Here is a 19,540-nt window from a genome sequence, read left to right on the forward strand (position 1 = left end):
GCCTGAATGAGGCTGTCCGACGCGTGCGGCGCGCTCCTCCGGCCACACGCATGCCTGGGTTTCCCGGCGCTCGGGTCGCCCCCGCCGCGACGACGGGCGGCCTCCATCGCCACGGTCTCACGACGTTCGGCCTCGGGAACGCGCGGAGCAGACCGCTGTTGCCCCAGTCGCCACAGAGGGATGGGTGTCCGGCCGACACGGCTTCGACGCCGACCCGCGACGGATTCGGAGAGCATGACAATGGTCGATATGGACAGGATCACGGGCGCCGCGCGTGACCTCGGCGGGACAGTTCAGGACGCGGTCGGCGACGCCGTCGGCTCGGACCGCCACGCGGTCGCGGGGCACCTCCGCGAAGCGCGGGGCACCGCCGAGGCGCTCTACGGCCAAGCCAAGGATGCCGTGCGGCACGCGGCCGACGAGGTCTCCGACCACGCCGCCGAGGCTTACGACCGGGGCCGCCACGTCGCCTGGGAAGGCCATCAAAGATCCGTCGCGTGGCCGCATGCCTCCCTGGTCGTGGCCGGTCTCGTCGGTTTCGGCCTCGGCTTCCTCGCCAGCCGTCTCTGACGTCCGCCGCCGCGGTTCAGTCGGTTCCGCGGCGACGAAACCGCGGCGTGCGGCGAGATCGCGGCAGGCCGGGCACGCGCTCCCCGGCACTGTGCCGGCACGCCGACCGACACTGTGCCTTAGTCCGGGAATGGGCCTGATATCATCGGGCCCGTCGCGACTTCTGTTCCGTTATGGAACAAAGTTTTTGGCTCTATTCTCGCTCTAGACACCGCATAGAGGTGTCTAATGCATCAGTTCATCGGCCTATTTGCCATCTTCGTCACGCTGGCCGGCGTGTTCCACACTTGGGGGGCGCCGCGCCGGGCGATCATCGGCCTGTGCCTGATCGGTGTCCTCGGCGTGTCCGCGACGCTCGTCGGCGTCCAGCCCAGGGTTGCCCCATCGCCGACGTCCCAGGCGCAGTCGCTCAGCGACGCGATGCAGCCCGTCTTCGAGGGTGTCTGGGACCCGCTCAGGCCGGGACGGCTCTTGGCGACGTCCCGGTGAGATCCTCGGTTCCGGGCTCGGCGCCCATGCCCCGTCCGTGAGCCGCTGTCGGCCGCTAGAAGGTCGAGCGCGCCTCGATGCTGGAATAGTAGCCGGACCCCTGCACGCGGTCCCGAACGTAGCCGGCGGCCACCGACATCTGGACGGGTCCGAAGCGGACGCCGGTCAGGTGCGCACCGATGCGGTACTGGCGGAAGAAGTCGTCGCCGAGGAACAGCGCCTCCGGCCCGATATAGACGCCGTCCGCGAGCATGTAGCCGACGCGCAGGCGTGAGTAGTAGGCATTGAACTTCGTCGAGTACGAGCCGTAGGCCGAGACCATGGTCCGGTCGGTCGGTGTCGCGTAGAAGTTGCCGGCAACCTTCAACCCGACGCCCGTGCCCACGACCGGATTGCCCGGATCGGGAATGGACAGCTGGTTGCTACGGACGTTGAAGCCGATGAATCCGGCGAGCGCGGCGTCCTTCCAGACCCACTCGTACCCGGCCTGAAGGGCGCCTTCCTGCTGGTAGCCGGTCACCCGCGTCGCGACGGACCGGCCGGGATACGAGTAGGTGCCGCCGATGGCGTCGACGCGGACCCGCAGGCCGTCCCGGGTGGGCGAGCCGTTCGGCGCGGCGGTGACCGTGACGGAGCCGAAGGCCGAACTGTTCGAGGTCACGCTGGTCGAGCCGTCGACGGCGACGGCCCAGCTGTCGTCGACCGCCTGTTGCGAGGCGCCGGTGTACCAGTCGGCGCTCGCACCCCGGGCCGGGAGGTCGGCGGCGGCGGCGTGGGTGGCGGACGCCGCCGCGCAGGCGCACGAGAGAACGAGAGCTGACGTGAACGGAGTGAGAGGACGTCGGGCAGTCGGTTCCGCAGTCCCGCCCATATTCAACGGCTCCGTTAAGGTACGATTTACGCTTTAACAAACACTCGTCGACAATGGTTAACATCCGATTTTATCAGGACTGACTTTCGGCCTCGATGACGTCGCCGGGATCGAGCGGGTCGGTTTATACGCCCCCGACCGCCGGAGAGCCGAGGGGTGCGGTGCCCAGACGGGTGGCGCTCAGGCGGCGCGGGCGCGCCTCGCCGCGACGTCGAGGACGACCTGCAGGTCCTCGTTGCGGAAAGGCTTGTCGATCCGCAGGAAGGCGTCGGCGGATCGCGGCAGCTGGCCGTGCGGGCTGGCGAGGATGATCCGAATCTCCGGGTACCGTTCGACCACGGTCGCGGCGAGCTGGAGGCCGGCCATCACCGGCATGGATTGGTCGACGATCATCGCGTCGAAAGCGGCGTCGCGGGCGAGGATCTCGAGGGCGTGCGCTCCGGAGGCCGCCTGGACCACCGCGTGCCCGAGATCGGCGAGCACCTCGGCCACGCTGGCGCGCACGAGGCCGTCGCTCTCCACGAGCAGGATCGTCAGCCCGGCCGCCCGGGTCGGCGGGAGCTTGGCAACGGCCGGGGGCGCGGCGGGCAGCCAGAACTCGGCCAGGAATGGCTCGGCGCCGATCCCGTCGCGGATCAGGCGCCAGTGGCCGCCGCTCTCGGTGACGAGCGCCGCGGCCGCCGCCAGGGTCGATCCGGTTCCGGCCGGCAGCGGCGCGGTCTGCGGCCGGCGACCGCTGCTGACGAGCACGCGCACGTAGGCCATGGACCGCGCTGCCTCGGCGCCGACATCGTTGGGCGCACCCTCGACCGCCGCGATGGCGAAGCCGGCCAAGCGGGCGTCGCGGATGTGGAAGGCGAGGTTGAGGAGCAGCAGCTCCAGCACGCGCTCGCTGCACAGGACGGGCGGCAAGCCCGCGGGGATCCTGTTGAGCACCGGCATCTCGCCGAGGGCGTTCGCGGCCAGAAACGGCAGGTAGCCCTCGAAGGTGGTGGCGAGGTCGGTCTCGGCGAGGGTGATGCCGGTCTCGTCGCCGCGCACGAGGTGGAGCACCCGGCGGGTGAGGGCCGCGCCCCGACGGGCGCCGGCCGTGGCCCGTCCGACCAGGCGTTCCTGATCGTCCGCGAGGACGTGGCGACGCGTCAGCAGCGTCAGATTCGTCAGCACGACGGTGAGGACGTCGTTGAACTCGTGGACGATGCCGTCGGTCACCCGCCGGAGGACGAGGTTGCGGCGCGGCTCGACCTGCTGCGGCAGCGGCGCGCTCTCGCCGCCCGGCAGCTTCCGCATGAGGGCGAAGAGGCGCCGGTCGCCCCTCGCATCGGTGAGGCACAGCAGTCTCACTTGAACCTGCTGCTCGGGCCAGTCGTGCAGGTGCAGGACGACGTCCTGCGGTCCGTCGGCCGAGAGGGCGGCATCGCGCGCCCGATCGAGGACCGCCCGGTCATCGACGACGAAGCAGGCCGCGAAGGGGGCGGCGAAGGGACCCCCGTCGCTGCCGCCCTCGGTCCGGGCCTCCAGCAGGGTCCGGCCGGTCTCGGGGTCGATCTCGCAGCAGGCCCAGCCGGAGATCGCCTCGAAGGTGGTCAGCCGTGCCTGGAGCCGCGCGACCTCGGAGCCGGCGCCGGCCATCATCAGCCCGGCGCTGCGGCGATGACCGGCGAAGACGTCCGAGAGCGCTGCGAACTCGCCGATCCACGTGCGGGGCGCCTCGGTCTCGTCGCCGGCGTCCTCTCCCTTCGTCTTGAGCAGACGGCGCAGAGGGCGCGTCAGGCGCTCCCCCGCGACGAAGCCGAGGCCCCCGGCGCAGGCCACGAGGGCGAGGCCGATGCCGAGCATCCGCCAGTCCGGGGCCGCGGCGCGCGCCGCGCCCGACGGGACAGCCTGCGCCGTCACGAGCCATCCCGGAGAGCCGATATCCGCCGCGACGCGCATCGGCGTCGTGGCCGAGACGGCCGTCGTCCGGAAAGGGCTCGGGGTCCCGGAGAGGACCCGGCTGTCCGGGGTAGCGACGAGGAAGCCGAGGGTCTCGGGCAGCGCCGCGGCGCGTCGCACGTCCTCCTCGATCTGGGCGAAGTAGCTCGGATCGGCATCGAGGCGCAGCAGCCCGTCCTGCCCGTGCGCGCCCAGCGCGACGGCGGTTCCGAACGGCGCGTCGGCCTCGGCGCCGTCGGCGACCACGATCACGCCGGCTGCGCGGCCGCGCAGGAACCAAGTCTGACGCGCGACGCTGCCGCCGACGCGGCGCTCATCCCGGGCCGCCAGCACGGTGCCGTCCGGCGCGACGAGCACGGCGTCACGGTAGACCGGGTTCAGGTCGAGCCACGCGCGCAGGCGCGCGGCGCGCTGGTCGGCGGAGAGCGGGCCGTCCCCGTCGCGGAACGTCAGGGCGGCGTTGCGCGCCTCGCCCACGGTCTGCCGCAGCCGCGCCTCGATGCCGGCGACGTAGGCGCGCGAGGCCGAGCCCACCATCTCCTGCGCAGACGGCACGGTTCCGGGCTGGGCGGCCGGGACGACGATCAGGACGGCGGCCGCGAACCCGGCGGCCGCGGCGATCGCCACCTGCAGCGCGTTGAGCAATCCGAGGGAGATCTGCAGCGGCTTCGCGGTCATCCGTACGCCCGGGGGTCAGTCCCGAGCGAGGCGCGATTTTCGTTAAGGGTCGATTAAGGCCCGCGCCGGATCGAGGCGGCGGCACCGGTTCCGGGTGCGGCCTGCCGGGCGGGCCGCGGGCATCGCAGCGACTATCCGTGGTGCCGTCCGTCGCATGCGCGGCGCCCTGGCCGTCTATCGCGCAGCTTGCGAACGGATCGTTAATGTATCCGGTGCGGCAACGCGCATCGATTTGGCCTCTGCAGCCCGATCGACTTCGACGGCTCGGCGGTCGACTGCGTCACCCACATTCCTCAGTTAACCGTAATTTCTGAACGAGTGAGTTCGACCGGATATTGCGAATGGGTTTGTTCATTGACCATCGTCGCTGTACAAACCCGGCTATAGAGCTGTTGCACCTCGATCCGAGGGATTTTTGGCCCGGGAGGCTGTAGGGTGAGGCAGGCGTTGCGTTGGCTGGCCTGGGTTGGGGCGACAGTCGCCAGCCTTGCCCTGCTCAGCCAGCCGGTCGGGACGCAGGCCCAGCTCGCCATGAGCCTCGCCGCCATGGCGGCAATGATCGTGCTGTGGGCCGTGTTCGACGGGCCGCGGACGCGGTTCGTCTTCATGGCGCTCGGCAGCCTCGTGGTGCTCCGCTACATCCTGTGGCGGCTCACCAACACCCTGCCCTCGCCCGGCGACCCGGTCAGCTTCGGGTTCGGCCTGATCCTGCTGGTGGCGGAGCTCTACTGCGTCTTCATCCTGTTCGTCAGCCTGATCATCAACGCCGACCCGCTGCGGCGCGACCCGCCGCCGGCCGCGCCGGCCGCCGACCTGCCGACGGTCGACGTGTTCGTGCCGAGCTACAACGAGGACGCCGCGATCCTCGCCATGACCCTGGCGGCGGCGCGGCAGCTGAACTATCCGCCCGACAAGCTCACCGTGTGGTTGCTCGACGACGGCGGCACCGACCAGAAATGCAGCGATGCCGACCCGGCCAAGGCGGCGGCGGCGCGCGCCCGCCGGGGCGAGCTGCGAGCGCTGTGCGACGCGCTCGGCGCCCGCTACCTCACCCGCGCGCGCAATGAGCACGCCAAGGCGGGCAACCTCAACAACGGCCTCGCCCATGCCCGGGGCGATCTCGTGGCGGTGCTCGACGCCGACCACGTCCCGTTCCGCTCGTTCCTCACCGAGACCGTCGGCTACTTCGCCCAGGATCCGCGCCTGTTCCTCGTCCAGACGCCGCACGCGTTCCTCAACCCCGACCCGGTCGAGCGCAACCTGCGAACGTTCGAGCGCATGCCCTCGGAGAACGAGATGTTCTACGCGGTCACGCAGCGCGGCCTCGACAAGTGGAACGGTTCGTTCTTCTGCGGCTCGGCCGCCCTCCTGCGCCGCACCGCCCTCGACGAGGCCGGCGGCTTCTCGGGCATCACCATCACGGAAGATTGCGAGACCGCCTTCGAGCTGCACGCGCGCAACTGGACCAGCGCCTACGTCGACAAGCCACTGATCGCGGGCCTGCAGCCGGACACGCTGACGGACTTCATCGGCCAGCGCTCCCGCTGGTGCCAGGGGATGTTCCAGATCCTGCTCCTGAAGAACCCGGTCTTCCAGAAGGGCCTCAAGCCCATCCAGAAGATCGCCTACCTCTCCAGCATGACGTTCTGGTTCTTCCCGATCCCGCGGCTGATCTTCATGTTCGCGCCGCTGCTGCACATCTTCTTCGATCTGAAGATCTTCGTCGCCAGCGTCGACGAGTCGATCGCCTACACGCTGACCTACATCATCATCAACCTGATGATCCAGAACTACGTCTACGGGAAGTTCCGCTGGCCGTTCGTGTCGGAACTCTACGAGTACATCCAGGGCGTCTATCTGGCCAAGGCGATCGTGTCGGTCATCGCGTCGCCCCGCAAGCCGAGCTTCAACGTCACCAACAAGGGCGCGACCCTCGACCACGACCACATCTCGTCGCTCGCGCTGCCGTTCTTCCTGATCTACCTGCTCCTGATGCTCGGCTGCGCCGTCGCGGCGTGGCGCTACCTCTACGAGCCCGGCGTGACCAACCTGATGCTGGTGGTCGGGCTGTGGAACTTCTTCAACCTGCTCACCGCGGGGGCCTCCCTCGGGGTCTGCGCCGAACGGCGCCAGCTCGAGCGCACGCCCTCGCTGGCGATCGATCGCCGCGGTGTACTCACCCTGTCCGGGCACAGCGTCGACGTCTCGATCGAGCGCGTCTCCGCCGAAGCCTGCACCCTGCGCCTCCTGAGCGGCGCCCTCGACCCGGCGCTCACCCGCCCGCCGCTGCGGGGGACGCTCAGCGTCGAGCCGACGGCCGGCGCGCGCCGGAGCACGCCGCTCCCGGTCAACCTGGACCAGACGACGCGCGACGGCCAGGAACTCGTCATGCGGGTGAATTTCGGCACGCTCGCGGTCCGCGACTACCCGGCGCTCGCGGGGCTGATGTACGGCGACGCCGAGGCGATGCGCCGATTCCAGTTGCGCCGGCGCCGGCACAAGGACATCCCCACGGGCACGCTGCAATTCGCGTGGTGGGGCCTGGTCGAGCCGTTCCGCGCCCTGCGCTACCTCCTGGCCAGCCGACGGCCGCGGCCCGTCGAGATCGAGGAAGCGCCGGTCTACGACACGCCCTCCGGAGCCGGCACACCGGCGCCGGTACCGTCCGTCCCGGCACCGGCCGCGGCGACCGGAGCGGCGCCACCCCTGCCCACGGCCGCCAAACCGACCGACACCGACAGCGGGGACGACTGGGTCCGCCTGATGATGGATTACGAGAACGAGCGCACCCTCGCCGAGCTTCGCGGCCGGCGCACGAGCGCGGCTTAACGGCGATGGGCGCCCGGCTGCGCCTCCCCGTGCTCGGACTGCTGCTCGGTCTCGCGAGCGTTCCGGCGCTGGCCCAGAGCTTCCTGGGCTCGGGCCCGGCGGAGCGGCTGACGGTCCCGCCCAGCGGCAACGCCCTGCGCGCGCCGACCGAGGACGGACCGGGCCCCGGGCGCCGGCCGGACGCCGCCGCGGCGGAGCCGCGACCGATCCCGCGCCAGCCCGAGCCGCCGCGGGCCGCCGCGCCGCAGACGGTGCCGCGCGCGGTGATCCAGTCGACCATCGCGCCGGCGCGTCGGCTTCCGTCCGGCCCGCGCGGCTTCCGCCTGACGGGGGAAGAGGATTCCCTGCGCTATCCGGTCTTCCTCACGGACGCGCAGACGCGGGGACCGGCACGGCTGCGTCTCTCGTACCTCTCGGCGATCTCGGTGGCGCCGGAGAGTTCCGAACTCGCCGCCTTCGTGAACGGCACGAAGGTCGGCTGGACCCGCATCCAGGCGCCGGGCGCCGTGAAGGTGGTGGAGTTCGCGATCGGCGACGGCGTGCTGAAGCCCGGCTACAACGCCGTGACCTTCACCGCCAGCCAGCGCCACCGCGTCGACTGCTCGATCGGCGCGACCTACGAACTGTGGACGCAGATCGACCCGTCGCGCTCCGGCTTGGTGGTCGGGACGGCCACCGACATGGACGTCCGGTCCCTCGCCGCCGCGGAGCCCGACGAGAGCGGCGCCCTGCCGATCCAGGTCATCCTGAACGAGCGCCCGAACCTGGCGCGCCTGGAGCGGATGATCGAGGCGGTCCAGGCGTTCGCGCTCGTAGGACGGGTCGCCCGCCCGACCGTGACCTTCGGCCCTCCGCTGCAGGGCCGCAACGGCATCAACCTCGTCGTCGGCACCGGCTCCGAGATCGCCGGCGTCGAAGGCGTCGCCGAGCTCGGCCCGATCACCGGGCCTCGCCTCGCCATGCTGCCGACGCGGCCGAACGCGCCGCCGACCCTGGTGGTCACCGGGGCCCGCGACGAGGACGTCCGCCAGGCGATCGCCAACCTCGCCGTCCCGGCCGACGCCGGGACGCCGGCCGGGCTCAAGGCCGTTCAGCTCTTCCGCGGCTACATGGTGCAGGGCGGCGAGAGCCTCACGCTCGATCGCCTGGGCGCGGCGTCCCGCGAGTTCTCGGGCCGCCTCCTCCATGTCGGGTTCGACCTGCGCTTCCCCGGCGATTTCGTTCCGGCCGATTACGGCAAGGTGATGCTGCACCTCGCCGGGGCCTACGTGGCCGGCCTGTCCTCGGACGCCCGCATCGTCATCGACATCAACGGGCGCAACGCCGCCAGTGTCCCGCTGCCGGACGGGCGCGGCGAGGTGTTCGACGACAGCGCCATCCCCCTGCCCTTCAGCCTGTGGCGCCCGGGTGTGAACCACGTCGAGATCTCCGCACAGCTCCCGAATGCCGCCGACCAAGTCTGCGACACGCTGAGTCCGGCGGCCAAGCAGGCGCGCTTCCTTTTCCTCGACCGCTCGCGGATCGAGATCCCGCACTTCGCCCGGGCGGCGCGCAGCCCCGACCTCGCGGCGATCAAGGGCGGCGCCGTGCCCTTCGTCGTTCCGGGTCAGCGCCCGCGTCTCGTGCTGCCGACGCCGGACCGCGACAGCGCGGACGCCGCCGCGACCCTGGCCGCCCGGCTGGCCATGGCATCCGAGCGGGTCATCGATTTCGAGGTGGTCACCCAGCAGCAGGTGGCGTCCGATGCGAGCCAACTCGTGGTCGCGCCCGCCCGCGCCCTCGACCCGGCGCTCCTGGAATCGGTCGGCTTCGATCCGCAGCAGGTCCAGCGGGTCTGGGAAGGCCGCGCCGACATGGTCGCCACCCCGGGCCAGTTCGGCCCCGAGGGCGTGCTCACCCTCGATCGCCTGCGCCGCAACCTGCCGATGCGCTGCGCCCTGCCGACCCTGATCCCGCAGGTGCGCCCGGCGCAGCCCGCCCAGGCCCAGCAGGCGCCGGCATCTCAGGGCGAGGCGAGCGCCAGGCCCGCGCCGACATCGCCCCCGAACTCCGCCCCGGCCTCCACGTCGGACCGCGAGCTCATCGACCGATGGGAGGCGTCGACGCGCGGCTCGCGCCAGATCTGGGCGACCCTCGATTCGGTCTGGAACGAGATCACCGGGACGGCGCGGTCCCTGCGGCAGGCGGTGACCGCGCAGGTGACGCCGGACGAGGCGGTCGAGGTCCCCGCCACGGCCTCGCTGCTGATCGCCGAGGGGCCGCCGGTCCAGTCGAGCAACACCGTGATCGTCACCGCGCCGAACGCGTCGCTGCTGAAGGCGTCCGTCTCCTGCCTCGTCGACCCCGTGGTCTGGGCGAAGCTCGGCGGCAGCGCCGCGTTCCTCGACGCCTCGAACGGCACGCTGGTGACGTCCCGGCCGGAGCGGATCGAACTCGTCGAGACGCAGCCGCGATCCCTGGCGAACCTGCGCCTCGTGTCCGCGGCGTGGCTGTCGATCAACACCGAGTACTACGTCGGCATGACCCTGGCGATGGCCCTCTGCCTCGGCCTCGCCACCACGAGCCTCGTGCGCAACGTCGGCAGGAAGAACTCATGAGCCGCCGCGACCGCGCCCCCCTCGCCGCGGCGTTCCTCGTCGCGGCGATCCTGCCGGCGGCGGCGGCCTCACCGCAGGACGAGCCGGCCGTGCCTCCGAGTACCGCGCAACCGGGCACGCAGCCCGCTCAGTCTGCCAAGGCGGCGAGCCCGGGCCTCGCCGGCACGCTCGGCAACGACGCCGCGTGGCGGGCCTACCGCTCCCGGTTCATCACCGATCAGGGCCGCGTGGTCGACACCGCCAACGGTCTGATCAGCCACAGCGAGGGCCAGGGCTACGGCATGCTGCTCGCCGTGGCGGCGGGGGACCGGCTGAGCTTCGAGCGGATCTGGGGCTGGACCCGGGCCAACCTGATGGTCCGCGGCGACGAGCTGCTGGCGTGGCGCTGGTCGCCCGACAAGCGGCCGGCGGTGAGCGACATGAACAATGCCACCGACGGCGACATCCTCGTCGCCTGGGCACTCACCGAGGCGGCCGAGGCCTGGAAAGAGCCGAGCTATCGCACCGCCGCGCGCCGGATCGCCATCGAGTTCGGGCGCAAGACGATCCTGTTCCAGGACCCGCACGGTGCGCTGCTGCTGCCCGCGGTCTCGGGCTTCTCGGCCCGGGAGCGCCCGGACGGCCCGCTCGTCAACCTCTCCTACTGGATCTTCCCCGCCTTCCCGCGCCTCGCCCTCGTGGCCCCGGAATACGACTGGGCCGCCCTGACGCGCAGCGGCCTCGCCCTGCTGCGGCAGTCCCGTTTCGGCCCGAGCAACCTCCCCACCGAGTGGATCTCCGCCAAGGACGCCCCGCGTCCCGCGACCGGCTTCCCGCCCCTGTTCTCCTACAACGCCATCCGCATCCCGCTCTATCTCGCCTGGGCGGGGCTGGTGCGGCCCGACGACCTCGCGCCGTTCCAGGCCCTGTGGTCGGGTTCGGACCGGGAGCGGCTGCCGATCGTCGACACCGGCGACGGGCGGAAGGTCGAGTGGCTCACGGAGGCCGGCTACATGGGCATCCCCGCCCTGGTGGCCTGCGCCCTCGACGGCACGCCCTTTCCGGAGGATGCCCGGGGCGATATCGGCAACCAGAACTACTATCCGGCAACCCTGAGCCTCCTCGCCCTGACCGCGGCCCGCATGCGCTACCCGTCATGCCTGAAGTCCTGACAGGTCGCCCGCCGGCCCGGGTCCGACCGGTCGCCCCCTGCCTCCTGGTGCTGGCGCTCGCCGCCTCTCCGGCCGCGGCGCAGGTCGACGCGCGCTCGGGACCGGCGCGGCCGAATCCCGCCGCGCCGGCGCGGTCGGAGCCGCGCATCGTCTACGGCGACGGCCCGCGCGCGCCGGCGATCCTGGCCGACCCGGCGACGTCCCGCACGAACGACATGGTCGACGAGAGCGCGCTGCGCTACTACGCCGCCCAGAAGCAGACGGCGCGGATGAAGGCCGAGATCGCCCGTCTCAAGCGGCTCTATCCGGGCTGGAACGAGCCGCCGGACCTCAACGCGCTGCAGCCGAGCCCGCCCGAGGAGGCGCCGCTCTGGGACCTCTTCACCGCGGGGCGCTTCGACGACCTGCGCGCCGCGATCGCCGCCCGGCGCTCGATCGATCCGGCGTGGCAGCCCTCCGAAGAGCTGGCCCGCAAGCTCCGCCGGGCCGAGTTCCGGTCCCGGATCACGGCGCTGACCGGCAAGGACGCCGCCGCGGTCATCGATCTCTACCGCGCCGATCCCGGGGCCCTCGATCCGCTCGACGTGCAGAGCATCTGGACGGTCGCCGACGCGCTCGGCGATTCCGGGTCGGGCGACGAGGCGTTCGAGCTCTACAAGTCGATCCTCGACGGCAACGCCGATTCGGGCGTCCGCCTCGCCACCATCCAGAAGGCGATGGCGCATCTGCGCATGGCGCAGGCGGAGCGCCTGATCGAGTTGGGACACCGCGGCGCGAACGGGGGTTCCGAGTTCGACGCGATCCGCCTCGACATCACCCGGGCGCGGATCGCCGCCTTCCTGCACGAGGAGAGCGCGGAGACCCCGACACCCGCCGATCTCGCGGCGTTCCAGACGGTCGCCCGCAAGAGCGGTGATCCCAGCCAGACCAGCCTCCTCGGCTGGTACGCCTACAAGCGCCGCCAGTTCCGGGAGGCGCTCGAGTGGTTCAAGCAGGCGATCGCCCGCGGCGGCGACGCCATGGTCGCCCACGGGCTCGCCCTGACCCTGCGCCAGCTCGACATGCAGCGCGAGGCCGAGGAGGTCGCCTACGCGTGGCGCGACCGGTTCGTCGGCAACGAGCTGCTCTACATCGACATCCTGGAGCAGAAGCTGACGCTGCCCCGCCCGCCCGCGATCGAGCCGGCGCGCATCGCCCGCTACGCGCAGGTCGTGACGGCCTCCACCTCGGGCGAAGGCGCCCAGGGGCTCGCGTGGTACGCCTACAATTCCTGCCAGTTCGACACGGCGCTCGAATGGTTCCAGCGGGCCGTCGCCTGGATGCCGAGCGACGGGACCGTTTTCGGCTACGCCCTCACGCTCCAGCGGCTGAAGCGGCAGCGGCCCTTCCTGGAGGTCGTGAACCGCTACGACGGCCTCTTCCCGAAGGTGGTCGACCTGCTGTTCCGCGAGACGACCGGCGGATCGCCGCTGCCCTGCGATCCCGTACCCTCCACCGCGTCCGCGCCCGGGCGCCACGCGGCGCCCGCGGCGCGGTTCGAGACACCGCCGGTCAACCGGGTGCCGCGGCCGGACCTGCCGCCCGCGGCCGCGGACGCGAAACCCCTCGCCGTCCAGCGCAACGAATTTCCCCTGGCTGTCGCGATGGAGAACGCGCTTCGCTACCCGCCGCCGGCACTGGCCCGCGCGCTGGCCGAACCCGTACCCGCGGGAACCTACGCCCGCGAGCCCGCGACCCAGGCGCCGCCCTTGGTGGCGCGGCGCGTGCCCGGCGCGGGGCCGATGCCCTACGAGCGGTTCGGCTACGCCCTGCTGCCGGACTATCGCGGCGTCGACAAGCCGGAATCGCTGTCGCCCCCCGCCGCCGGGACCCTGTGGCAGGACCAGCAGGCCGAGCGCGGTCGGCCCGAGAATTCGGAGGCGAAGCGATTCCAGATGCCCGGGCGCGCGGCCTACGACACCTCCGCCACGACCGAGCGGACCGCACCGTGAGGCGCGCGGCGCTCCGCGCGGCCGGGCTCCGCGCCCTGGCGTGGCTCCTGCTGCCCGCCGCCGCGCAGGCGCAGACGGTCCCGGTCCTGTCGCTGCCGGGCGCCGGGGCGCTGACCGCGGTCATCGAGACGCGGGAGCGCGACGGGTTCGACCAGCGGCTGCGCTACGCCGGCGGCGACGGTCGCAATCACGCCGAGATCGCCCTGCGTCGGGAGACCGCCGACCTGCTCCTCGCCTTCCCGCCGCGGCTGGCCAAGCCCAGCGAGGCCGGGATCGCTGGGGAGATCGCCGTCCGGTTCCCCGGACAGGCGATGACGGTGCGGCCGCCGGTGCGCAACGCCTACGGCCCGGTGGGCATCGCGCTCGGCGCCGACTGCCTCTACGCGTGGCAGTGGATCGCGGGCGGGCGCGGCGGCGGCGGCGGCCAGCCGCCCGCGCTGTTCCAGGCAGAGCCGCTCGCGCGCCGCGCGATCTCTCTGCGGATCCGGCTGTGCCGCACCGCCGAGGCGAGTCTCGGCGACCTCGTGCGCGCGGTGGAGGGCCTCCGCATCGCCCTGCCGGGCACCCGACCCCCGCCGGCTCTCGTGCGCGTCCCGCCCCGTCGGGCCGCGCCCCGGACCGTCGTCCGTCGCCCGAGCCGGCCGGCCGCCGCCGAGGCGCGGAAGGACGAGACACCGCCGCCCCGGACGCCCGCCGCGTCACCGCCGCCGGTGGCCGTCACGCCGCCCGCCACGCCGCCCGTGGCGCAGCCCGTCGCGCCCCCGCCGAGCGCCGCCAGCGCGGCGCCGGATCAGAAGCGCTACATCGTGGCGCCGACCCCGCAGGCCCCGGCGCCGGTCCCGCCGGAATCGGGCGGACAGCGCTACATCACCGAAGGCAGCGGCAGCGGGATCGCGCCCAAGCCGGCGCCGGGGCAGGCGCCCGGCGAGACCTTCTTCCGCGACCTGCCGCCGGAGGCCTATCGGCCGCCGAATTGAGGTCAGGCCGCGGCCGGACGCGCCCGGTCCGAATGTCAGAGGACGAAGCGCCCGAGCTCGTTCGCCGGGAAGGTGCGGAAGCGCCGATATCCGCTCTGCACGGCCTGGGCGAGCGACGCGACACCGTCGAGATCACCCGCCTCCGCCCGGCGGGAATCCGCCTCGGTCAGGACGAGGCCCACCGTGATCGAGACCGCGCTGATCGCGACCGGAACGGCGAGGACGTGCCGGCCGGTCAGCCCGTCGGACGCGACAACGTCGACCGCGTAGAGGCTGAACCGGTAGGCGCGCTCCGCGATCAGCGTCCGTGCCGCCGCCAGGAGGTAGCGCGGCTCCGCACCGGGAGGTCGACGGTATCGGGACAGGTCCGGCACCATAGCTCTCCCGCGCGGTACGGCCCGACACGTCCGGGGGTCGTGCGCGGGCTCGGAAAGCCCCCGCCACGTCGATCGACCAGTGATCAGGCAGCGATGCGTTCCGGCTTGTCCTGGCGATCCGCGGATTCCGGATCGGCAGGGCCCTGGCTGGCGCGGAAATGATCGAGGAGGCTGTCGCCGAGGCCGTCGAGCACGAGGTCGGTCGCGGCCTGGACCTCGGGATCCAGTTCCTCGGGGCGGTACCAGGCCAGAATCTGTTCGGGCAGCGCGTCGAGGATCGCGCCGACCGGGTTGATCGGCTCGGCCTCGGCCGGCCCGACCACGTCCTCCCCGAGCGCGACGACGACCGGGGCCCGCGTGCCGGCCTCCTCGGCGAAGGCGGTCCGGCGCTGGCTCTCCAAGGCGTGGCGCCAAGCGGCGTCGGCGGCCTCGGCTTCCCGGCGGGCGGTCTCGCGCGCCAGCGCCTGGGCGGCGATGGCGCGGGCAACCTCGCGGGCCTCGTCGCGCGCCGCTTCGGCCTCGTAGCGGTTGAGCAGCGTGATCACCGGATGCATCCCCGGATCCGACAGGTCGCCGCAGGCCGCGATGGCGGATTCGATGAGGCGCCGCGACAGGCCGGTGCCCCGGACCGCTCCCGCGCCGCGAGCGAGATCCTGCAGCGCGGAGAGCGCCGCCTGCATCGCCGGCAGGAGCGCGTCCGGCAGCCCGGCGCGATCGTGCAGGTTGGCGAACAGGCGCGGGTCGCGCATGGCCCGGGCGACGCCGGCATGGTCCTGGCCCGACAGGTCGGCCAGGGCGGCGAGCGCGAAGTCCGTCCGGCCGGAGAGTACGGCGCGCAGGATCAGTCCCGCGGTCAGCTGCCGGGTCGCGCGCAGGTGCGTCACCAGCCGCGTCACCGCGGCCGCACCGAAGCCCTCGCAGGCCTCGAGCGCCACGCGCTCGCCGGCCTCGCGGCTCATCCGGTCGCAGCGCTCGGCGCCGAGCCAGGCGCGGTCGGTGACGAAGTCGGTGAGCGCCCGCGCCACCGCGATCCCGAGGGCGTGGCGCACCTCCGGCGGCAGGTCGGCGCGGGCGAGAAGCGCCTCGCGCAGCGCGGCCGCGTCGCCGCGGCGCTCGATCATGCGCAGCATCCGGCCCGCGGTGATCTTCGCCGTCGGATTGGCCGCCAGCACCACCAGCGTGTCGGTCTCGCCGATCTCGGAGAGCGCGCCCGCAACCGCGTGCGAGAGGTGGTGCCGGGCCGCGATCACCGCGCGGGTGTCCTCGTCGCCGAGGGCGGCGGCGTCCACGAGGTCGGCGTCGGTGAGGACTGGCGAGCGCGCCAGCACCGGGCGCGCCACCTCGGGGACATCGCAGGACAGGGCGACGACCAGCGGGCGCGGTGTCCGCGCCGAGGCGGCGCAGGTCTCCGCGAGGGCCCGGCGAACCAGGGGCGACGGATCGTCGAGGAGCGCCAGCAGCGCGGTCTTGGCCTCCCAAGCCGCGTCGGCGCCGAGATCGCCGTACAGGTAGGATCGGGTCAGCGCGGCGGTCGCCTCGGCCCGGCGCTCGGCCGAGGCGTCCTGCGTCCAGGCCAGAAACTCGCGGATGATCATCGACCGCTCCGGGGGGCGAACAGGCTGGTCCTGCTGCCGGACGAGGACGCCGCGGCCGCGAGTTCCGCGGGGCGGCGCGGCGGCAATGGCGGATTGAGGAGGGCGGCGCCGGCCGGCGTCGCTGCCGGTTCGGCGAGGGCGCCCGTCACGGCGGGCTCCGCGGCGGCGGCGACCGACGGCGGCGGGGGTTCCGAGTCGGAGCGCGGGAAGTAGGTGGGCGCGGCGTGCTGGGTCGGCGCGGCGCTGTTGCGCGCCTGCCAGAGCCGGGCCGCGGCGTCGGAGGCCGCGCCGCGCTGGTCCGTCTGGAACAGGCTGCGCAGGTCCGAGGTCCCGCCGAAGGCGGTCGCCGCGTTGGCGTAGGCCGAGACGGCCTGCGGCGCGGCGGCGCCAACCTGGCGCAGGCCGGTCAGGTCGGTGGCGGCGGCACCCTGGGCCGCCGCCGAGAGGCTGGCGTAGAGCTCTGCGGCGCTGCGCGGCCGGCCGGCGCGGTCGTAGAACAGCGCCCTATTGGCGCCGGCCGCCTCCGGCAGGTCGAGCGCGGCGGCGCGCTCGGGGAAGGCGCGGGCGGTCGAGATCAGGGCGGCCGCGCCCTTCGCGCCCAGCACGTGCGCCGCGTAGAGGTCGCCCGCGGTCGGCTCGCGGCCGAGGGCGCTCGTCAGGGCGTCGGCGTTCTGCTGGGTCAGGGCGCCCGCCAGCGTCGCGGAGATCTTGGGATCGCGGCGCAGGTCGAGGATCGCCTGCCGCTGCCCGGCGTCGGGGACCGTGTAGGTGCCGTCCGACTGCCGGGTGATCGCGTCGGCCTGGGCCTGCAGCCCCAGCCGCGGCCCGGCATTCTTCATCACCCCGAGCCAGGTCTGCTCGATGAACTGGAACAGGCCGGTGGCCGAGGAGGTCCCGGCCTTAGCGGCGGGATCGAGCGCGGATTCGCGCCGCGCCGTGGCGAGGAGATAATCGAAGCCGACGCCGCTCGCCGTCGCCCCATCGCGGATGGCCTGGACCACCGGCCCGGAGGCAGGCGTGCCCGGCAGCGCCCGCGCCTGGGGCGGCGGGCTCTCCGGTGGGCTCGACGGCGTGGTGAACAGGAACATCCGGGCGGGCACGGTGCTGGAGACCGCCCGAACCTGCGCCCGCTATGGTAAACAAGTCCTCAATCGGCCATGCGCGACCAAATCCTGTTTCAGGACCCGGTGAACTCGCCCGCACCCTTCGGGCGGCGCATCTGGAAACGCGTCTCGGCGGTGGCATGAAAGTAGTCGAAGTATCCGCCGCGCATGATCGGGTGCATCGCCGCCGTGTCGACCATGCCGTCGGCGATGAAGCGTTCGTCGACGTAGATCGACACCACCTGCCCGATCACCAGGAAGTTCTCCGCCTCGCCACCCCCGAGGGGCACCAGCGGCACGGTCTGGAGCCAGCGACACTCGAGCGCCGCCGGCGAGGCGGCCACGCGCGGCGGCCGCACCTTCTGCGAGGGGGCGGTCTCCAGGTTGGCGAAGGCGAACTCGCTCGTCCCGCGCGGCAGCGGCGCCGAGGAATCGTTCATCCCGTCGCGCAGGTCCCAGGTGGCGAGGCTGCAGACGAATTCCCGGCCCTCCTCGGCGAAGGTCATCGCGTCCTTCCGCCCGGAGGAGGAGAACGCGACCATGTTGTCGGCCACGGCGTTGAAGAACGAGTAGGGGGCGAGGTTGAGCGCGCCCGCGCGGTTCATGGCGCTGATCCAGCCGATCGGCCGCGGCGCGACGATGGCCTTGAGCGGATTGTGCGGGAGGGCGCGCGACTCGCGCGGCAGGTCGAGATCGTAGTGCACGGCCGGTCCCTTCAGAGGTAGGTGACGATCTCGTCGAGCGCCGGCCGCGGCCGGTCGGCGGGCACCTCGCGCGCCCGGCCGATATGGACGAAGCCCGCGAGTTTCTCGGTCGGCGCGAGGCCGAGGGCGTCGAGCACGCGGCGGTCGTAGGCGAACCACTCGGTCAGCCAGGACGTGGCGAAGCCGGCGGCGTTCGCGGCGACCACGAGGTTCATCGTCGCGGCACCGGCGGAGAGCACCTGCTCCCAGTCCGGGATCTTCACGTGCGGGCCCGCCCGCGAGACCACCGCGACGACGACCGGCGCGTGGGTCAGGCGGGCGCGTTCCTGCGCGAGCCGCTCGGGCGCCGCGCCGGGGTTGTCGGCCGCGAAGGTCGCCGCGATGACCTCGCCCACGCGTTCCCGGGCCTCGCCGGCGATGACGATGAAGCGCCAGGGCGCGAGCTTGCCGTGGTCGGGCACCCGCGAGGCGGCCGCCAGAATGGTGTCCAGCTGCGCCCGGTCGGGCCCGGGCTCGTCCAGCAGCGCCGGCGGCACCGAGCGGCGGGTCTTCAGGAGATCGAGGGTGGCGGTCATGCGCTCCGTCCCGGTATCGCGTCCCGACCGGGATGTGGCATGCGCGGGCCGCCGGTGGAAGAGCGGCCTTGCCGCCGCCACGGTCGGGCGTCAGAGGCAGGCCCGGACGACCCCGGTCCGACGACCGGTGCGACGCGACGAGAAGGGCCGACCGATGCGCATGAGGCTTGCAGCGACCGCGCTGGCGATGCTCGCCGCCGGACCGCCGGCCGCGCGCGCGCAGCAGGACCCGTTCCAGAACCGCCTCGGCGGCGCCCTGCCCTCGCCGTCGATCACCACCCCCAACCTGCCGCCGTCCCTGCCCCCGGCCGAGCCGGAGGCGCAGCTGTCCCTGTCGGCGCTCCTGTCCGGCCCGGGCACGGCCCTGCGCCAGGGGCTTGCTTGGCGGATCTATGAGGATCGCGGCGACGGCACGCGCCCGTCGATCGTCGCCCGCTCGACCGAGGCCGAGCCGCACTTCACCCTCGCGCCGGGCGCTTATGTGGCCACGGTGACCTACGGCTTCGCCAGCGCCTCGAAGCGGATCGTCATGGGCGGGCAGCCGACGACCGACACGCTCCGCGTGGCAGCCGGCGCCCTGAAGCTCGCGGGCGCGGTGGGCGACCAGAAGATACCCCCCGGTCAGGTGACGTTCTCGGTCTTCGTCCCGGTGGGGACCAATTCCGAGGGCCGGCTCGTGCGCTCCAACATCAAGACCGGCGAGCTGCTGCGCCTGCCAGAGGGCACGTACCACGTGGTCTCCACCTACGGTGAGTCGAACGCGATCCAGCGGGCCGACCTGCGCGTCGAGAACGGCAAGGTCACGGAGGCGACCCTCAACCACCGCGCCGCGACGGTGACCCTCAAGCTCGTCGCCGCGCCCGGCGCCGAGGCCTTCGCGGGCACCGCCTTCTCGGTCCTGACACCCGGCGGCGACACGATCCGCGAGGCGATCGGCGCGTTCCCGCAGGTGACCCTCGCCGAGGGCGATTACGTGCTGATCGCCCGCCACGACGGGCAGGTCTACACCCGCGAGTTCAAGGTCGAGAGCGGCCTCGACCGCGACATCGAGGTGGTGGCCAAGACCGGCTGAGGATCTCGGGCCGGCGGCCCCGCGCC

Annotated in this window: 15 protein-coding genes; 8 read left to right on the forward strand and 7 right to left on the reverse strand. The window is 72.9% G+C overall.

The annotated features are described in order from the left end of the window. The first annotated feature begins 240 nt into the window (after window positions 1-240). Window positions 241-570, forward strand: coding sequence for a CsbD family protein (locus tag ACLBXO_RS06020; protein ID WP_331312485.1), 330 nt, complete (start codon window positions 241-243; stop codon window positions 568-570). A gap of 228 nt (window positions 571-798) precedes the next feature. Then, entirely contained in the window at window positions 799-1,059 is a 261-nt protein-coding gene (locus tag ACLBXO_RS06025; protein ID WP_331312360.1) for a hypothetical protein, read from the forward strand. Window positions 1,060-1,114: 55 nt separating this feature from the next. Here ACLBXO_RS06025 and bcsS read toward each other — a convergent pair whose 3' ends face one another. Both bcsS and ACLBXO_RS06035 read right to left on the reverse strand, forming a co-directional pair. Beyond that, complete coding sequence (bcsS, locus tag ACLBXO_RS06030; protein ID WP_447684794.1) at window positions 1,115-1,930, reverse strand: cellulose biosynthesis protein BcsS; 816 nt, start codon at window positions 1,928-1,930, stop codon at window positions 1,115-1,117. A gap of 180 nt (window positions 1,931-2,110) precedes the next feature. Continuing rightward, window positions 2,111-4,543, reverse strand: a complete 2,433-nt coding sequence (locus ACLBXO_RS06035; RefSeq protein ID WP_447684795.1) for a response regulator — start codon at window positions 4,541-4,543, stop codon at window positions 2,111-2,113. A 435-nt stretch (window positions 4,544-4,978) separates the two neighbouring features. Here ACLBXO_RS06035 and bcsA point away from each other — a divergent pair, with 435 nt between their 5' ends. From bcsA to bcsN, 5 genes are read left to right on the forward strand one after another with little or no spacing between them, the layout of a single operon-like run. Continuing rightward, the gene (bcsA, locus tag ACLBXO_RS06040; protein WP_447684796.1) at window positions 4,979-7,372 is read left to right on the forward strand and encodes a UDP-forming cellulose synthase catalytic subunit; all 2,394 of its coding nucleotides are present in this window, start codon (window positions 4,979-4,981) and stop codon (window positions 7,370-7,372) included. Between the two features lie 5 nt (window positions 7,373-7,377). Continuing rightward, entirely contained in the window at window positions 7,378-9,969 is a 2,592-nt protein-coding gene (locus ACLBXO_RS06045; RefSeq protein ID WP_447684797.1) for a cellulose biosynthesis cyclic di-GMP-binding regulatory protein BcsB, read from the forward strand. Beyond that, a complete protein-coding gene (locus tag ACLBXO_RS06050) occupies window positions 9,966-11,120 on the forward strand; it encodes a glycosyl hydrolase family 8 (RefSeq protein ID WP_447684798.1) in 1,155 nt (384 codons plus the stop codon). The genes ACLBXO_RS06045 and ACLBXO_RS06050 overlap by 4 nt, the downstream gene beginning before the upstream one ends. Beyond that, entirely contained in the window at window positions 11,105-13,111 is a 2,007-nt protein-coding gene (locus ACLBXO_RS06055; RefSeq protein WP_447684799.1) for a hypothetical protein, read from the forward strand. Before ACLBXO_RS06050 ends, ACLBXO_RS06055 begins: the two co-directional genes overlap by 16 nt. Then, window positions 13,108-14,088 (forward strand): cellulose biosynthesis protein BcsN, encoded by a 981-nt coding sequence (gene bcsN / locus ACLBXO_RS06060; protein ID WP_447684800.1) that lies wholly within the window; start codon window positions 13,108-13,110, stop codon window positions 14,086-14,088. The genes ACLBXO_RS06055 and bcsN overlap by 4 nt, the downstream gene beginning before the upstream one ends. A 35-nt stretch (window positions 14,089-14,123) precedes the next feature. On the opposite strand, the gene ACLBXO_RS06065 is transcribed toward bcsN, so the two are convergent. The 5 genes from ACLBXO_RS06065 to ACLBXO_RS06085 all read right to left on the reverse strand — a co-directional run bounded on the left by ACLBXO_RS06065 (window position 14,124) and on the right by ACLBXO_RS06085 (window position 18,442). Continuing rightward, window positions 14,124-14,462, reverse strand: a complete 339-nt coding sequence (locus ACLBXO_RS06065; protein WP_447684801.1) for a hypothetical protein — start codon at window positions 14,460-14,462, stop codon at window positions 14,124-14,126. Window positions 14,463-14,548: 86 nt separating this feature from the next. Then, window positions 14,549-16,060: a DUF2336 domain-containing protein gene (locus ACLBXO_RS06070; RefSeq protein WP_447684802.1), complete on the reverse strand. Its 1,512-nt coding sequence runs from the start codon at window positions 16,058-16,060 to the stop codon at window positions 14,549-14,551. Beyond that, window positions 16,057-17,148, reverse strand: coding sequence for a lytic transglycosylase domain-containing protein (locus ACLBXO_RS06075; RefSeq protein ID WP_447684874.1), 1,092 nt, complete (start codon window positions 17,146-17,148; stop codon window positions 16,057-16,059). The genes ACLBXO_RS06070 and ACLBXO_RS06075 overlap by 4 nt, the downstream gene beginning before the upstream one ends. Window positions 17,149-17,237: 89 nt before the next feature. Further along, the gene (locus ACLBXO_RS06080) at window positions 17,238-17,867 is read right to left on the reverse strand and encodes a flavin reductase family protein (RefSeq protein ID WP_331312367.1); all 630 of its coding nucleotides are present in this window, start codon (window positions 17,865-17,867) and stop codon (window positions 17,238-17,240) included. A gap of 11 nt (window positions 17,868-17,878) precedes the next feature. Further along, window positions 17,879-18,442, reverse strand: a complete 564-nt coding sequence (locus ACLBXO_RS06085) for a nitroreductase family protein (RefSeq protein WP_447684803.1) — start codon at window positions 18,440-18,442, stop codon at window positions 17,879-17,881. A 154-nt stretch (window positions 18,443-18,596) separates the two neighbouring features. Here ACLBXO_RS06085 and ACLBXO_RS06090 point away from each other — a divergent pair, with 154 nt between their 5' ends. Beyond that, window positions 18,597-19,514, forward strand: coding sequence for a hypothetical protein (locus ACLBXO_RS06090; RefSeq protein WP_447684804.1), 918 nt, complete (start codon window positions 18,597-18,599; stop codon window positions 19,512-19,514). Window positions 19,515-19,540: the final 26 nt, after the last annotated feature.

It is taken from the genome of Methylobacterium sp. C33D (assembly GCF_053345825.1).

Excerpts from the sequence above, each read along its gene's own strand:
- ACLBXO_RS06020 (WP_331312485.1), top strand. The coding sequence starts at position 241 with ATGGTCGATATGGACAGGATCACGGGCGCCGCGCGTGACCTCGGCGGG.
- ACLBXO_RS06025 (WP_331312360.1), top strand. The coding sequence starts at position 799 with ATGCATCAGTTCATCGGCCTATTTGCCATCTTCGTCACGCTGGCCGGC.
- bcsS (WP_447684794.1), bottom strand. The coding sequence starts at position 1,930 with ATGGGCGGGACTGCGGAACCGACTGCCCGACGTCCTCTCACTCCGTTC.
- ACLBXO_RS06035 (WP_447684795.1), bottom strand. The coding sequence starts at position 4,543 with ATGACCGCGAAGCCGCTGCAGATCTCCCTCGGATTGCTCAACGCGCTG.
- ACLBXO_RS06045 (WP_447684797.1), top strand. The coding sequence starts at position 7,378 with ATGGGCGCCCGGCTGCGCCTCCCCGTGCTCGGACTGCTGCTCGGTCTC.
- ACLBXO_RS06050 (WP_447684798.1), top strand. The coding sequence starts at position 9,966 with ATGAGCCGCCGCGACCGCGCCCCCCTCGCCGCGGCGTTCCTCGTCGCG.
- ACLBXO_RS06055 (WP_447684799.1), top strand. The coding sequence starts at position 11,105 with ATGCCTGAAGTCCTGACAGGTCGCCCGCCGGCCCGGGTCCGACCGGTC.
- ACLBXO_RS06070 (WP_447684802.1), bottom strand. The coding sequence starts at position 16,060 with ATGATCATCCGCGAGTTTCTGGCCTGGACGCAGGACGCCTCGGCCGAG.
- ACLBXO_RS06075 (WP_447684874.1), bottom strand. The coding sequence starts at position 17,148 with ATGTTCCTGTTCACCACGCCGTCGAGCCCACCGGAGAGCCCGCCGCCC.
- ACLBXO_RS06085 (WP_447684803.1), bottom strand. The coding sequence starts at position 18,442 with ATGACCGCCACCCTCGATCTCCTGAAGACCCGCCGCTCGGTGCCGCCG.
- ACLBXO_RS06090 (WP_447684804.1), top strand. The coding sequence starts at position 18,597 with ATGCGCATGAGGCTTGCAGCGACCGCGCTGGCGATGCTCGCCGCCGGA.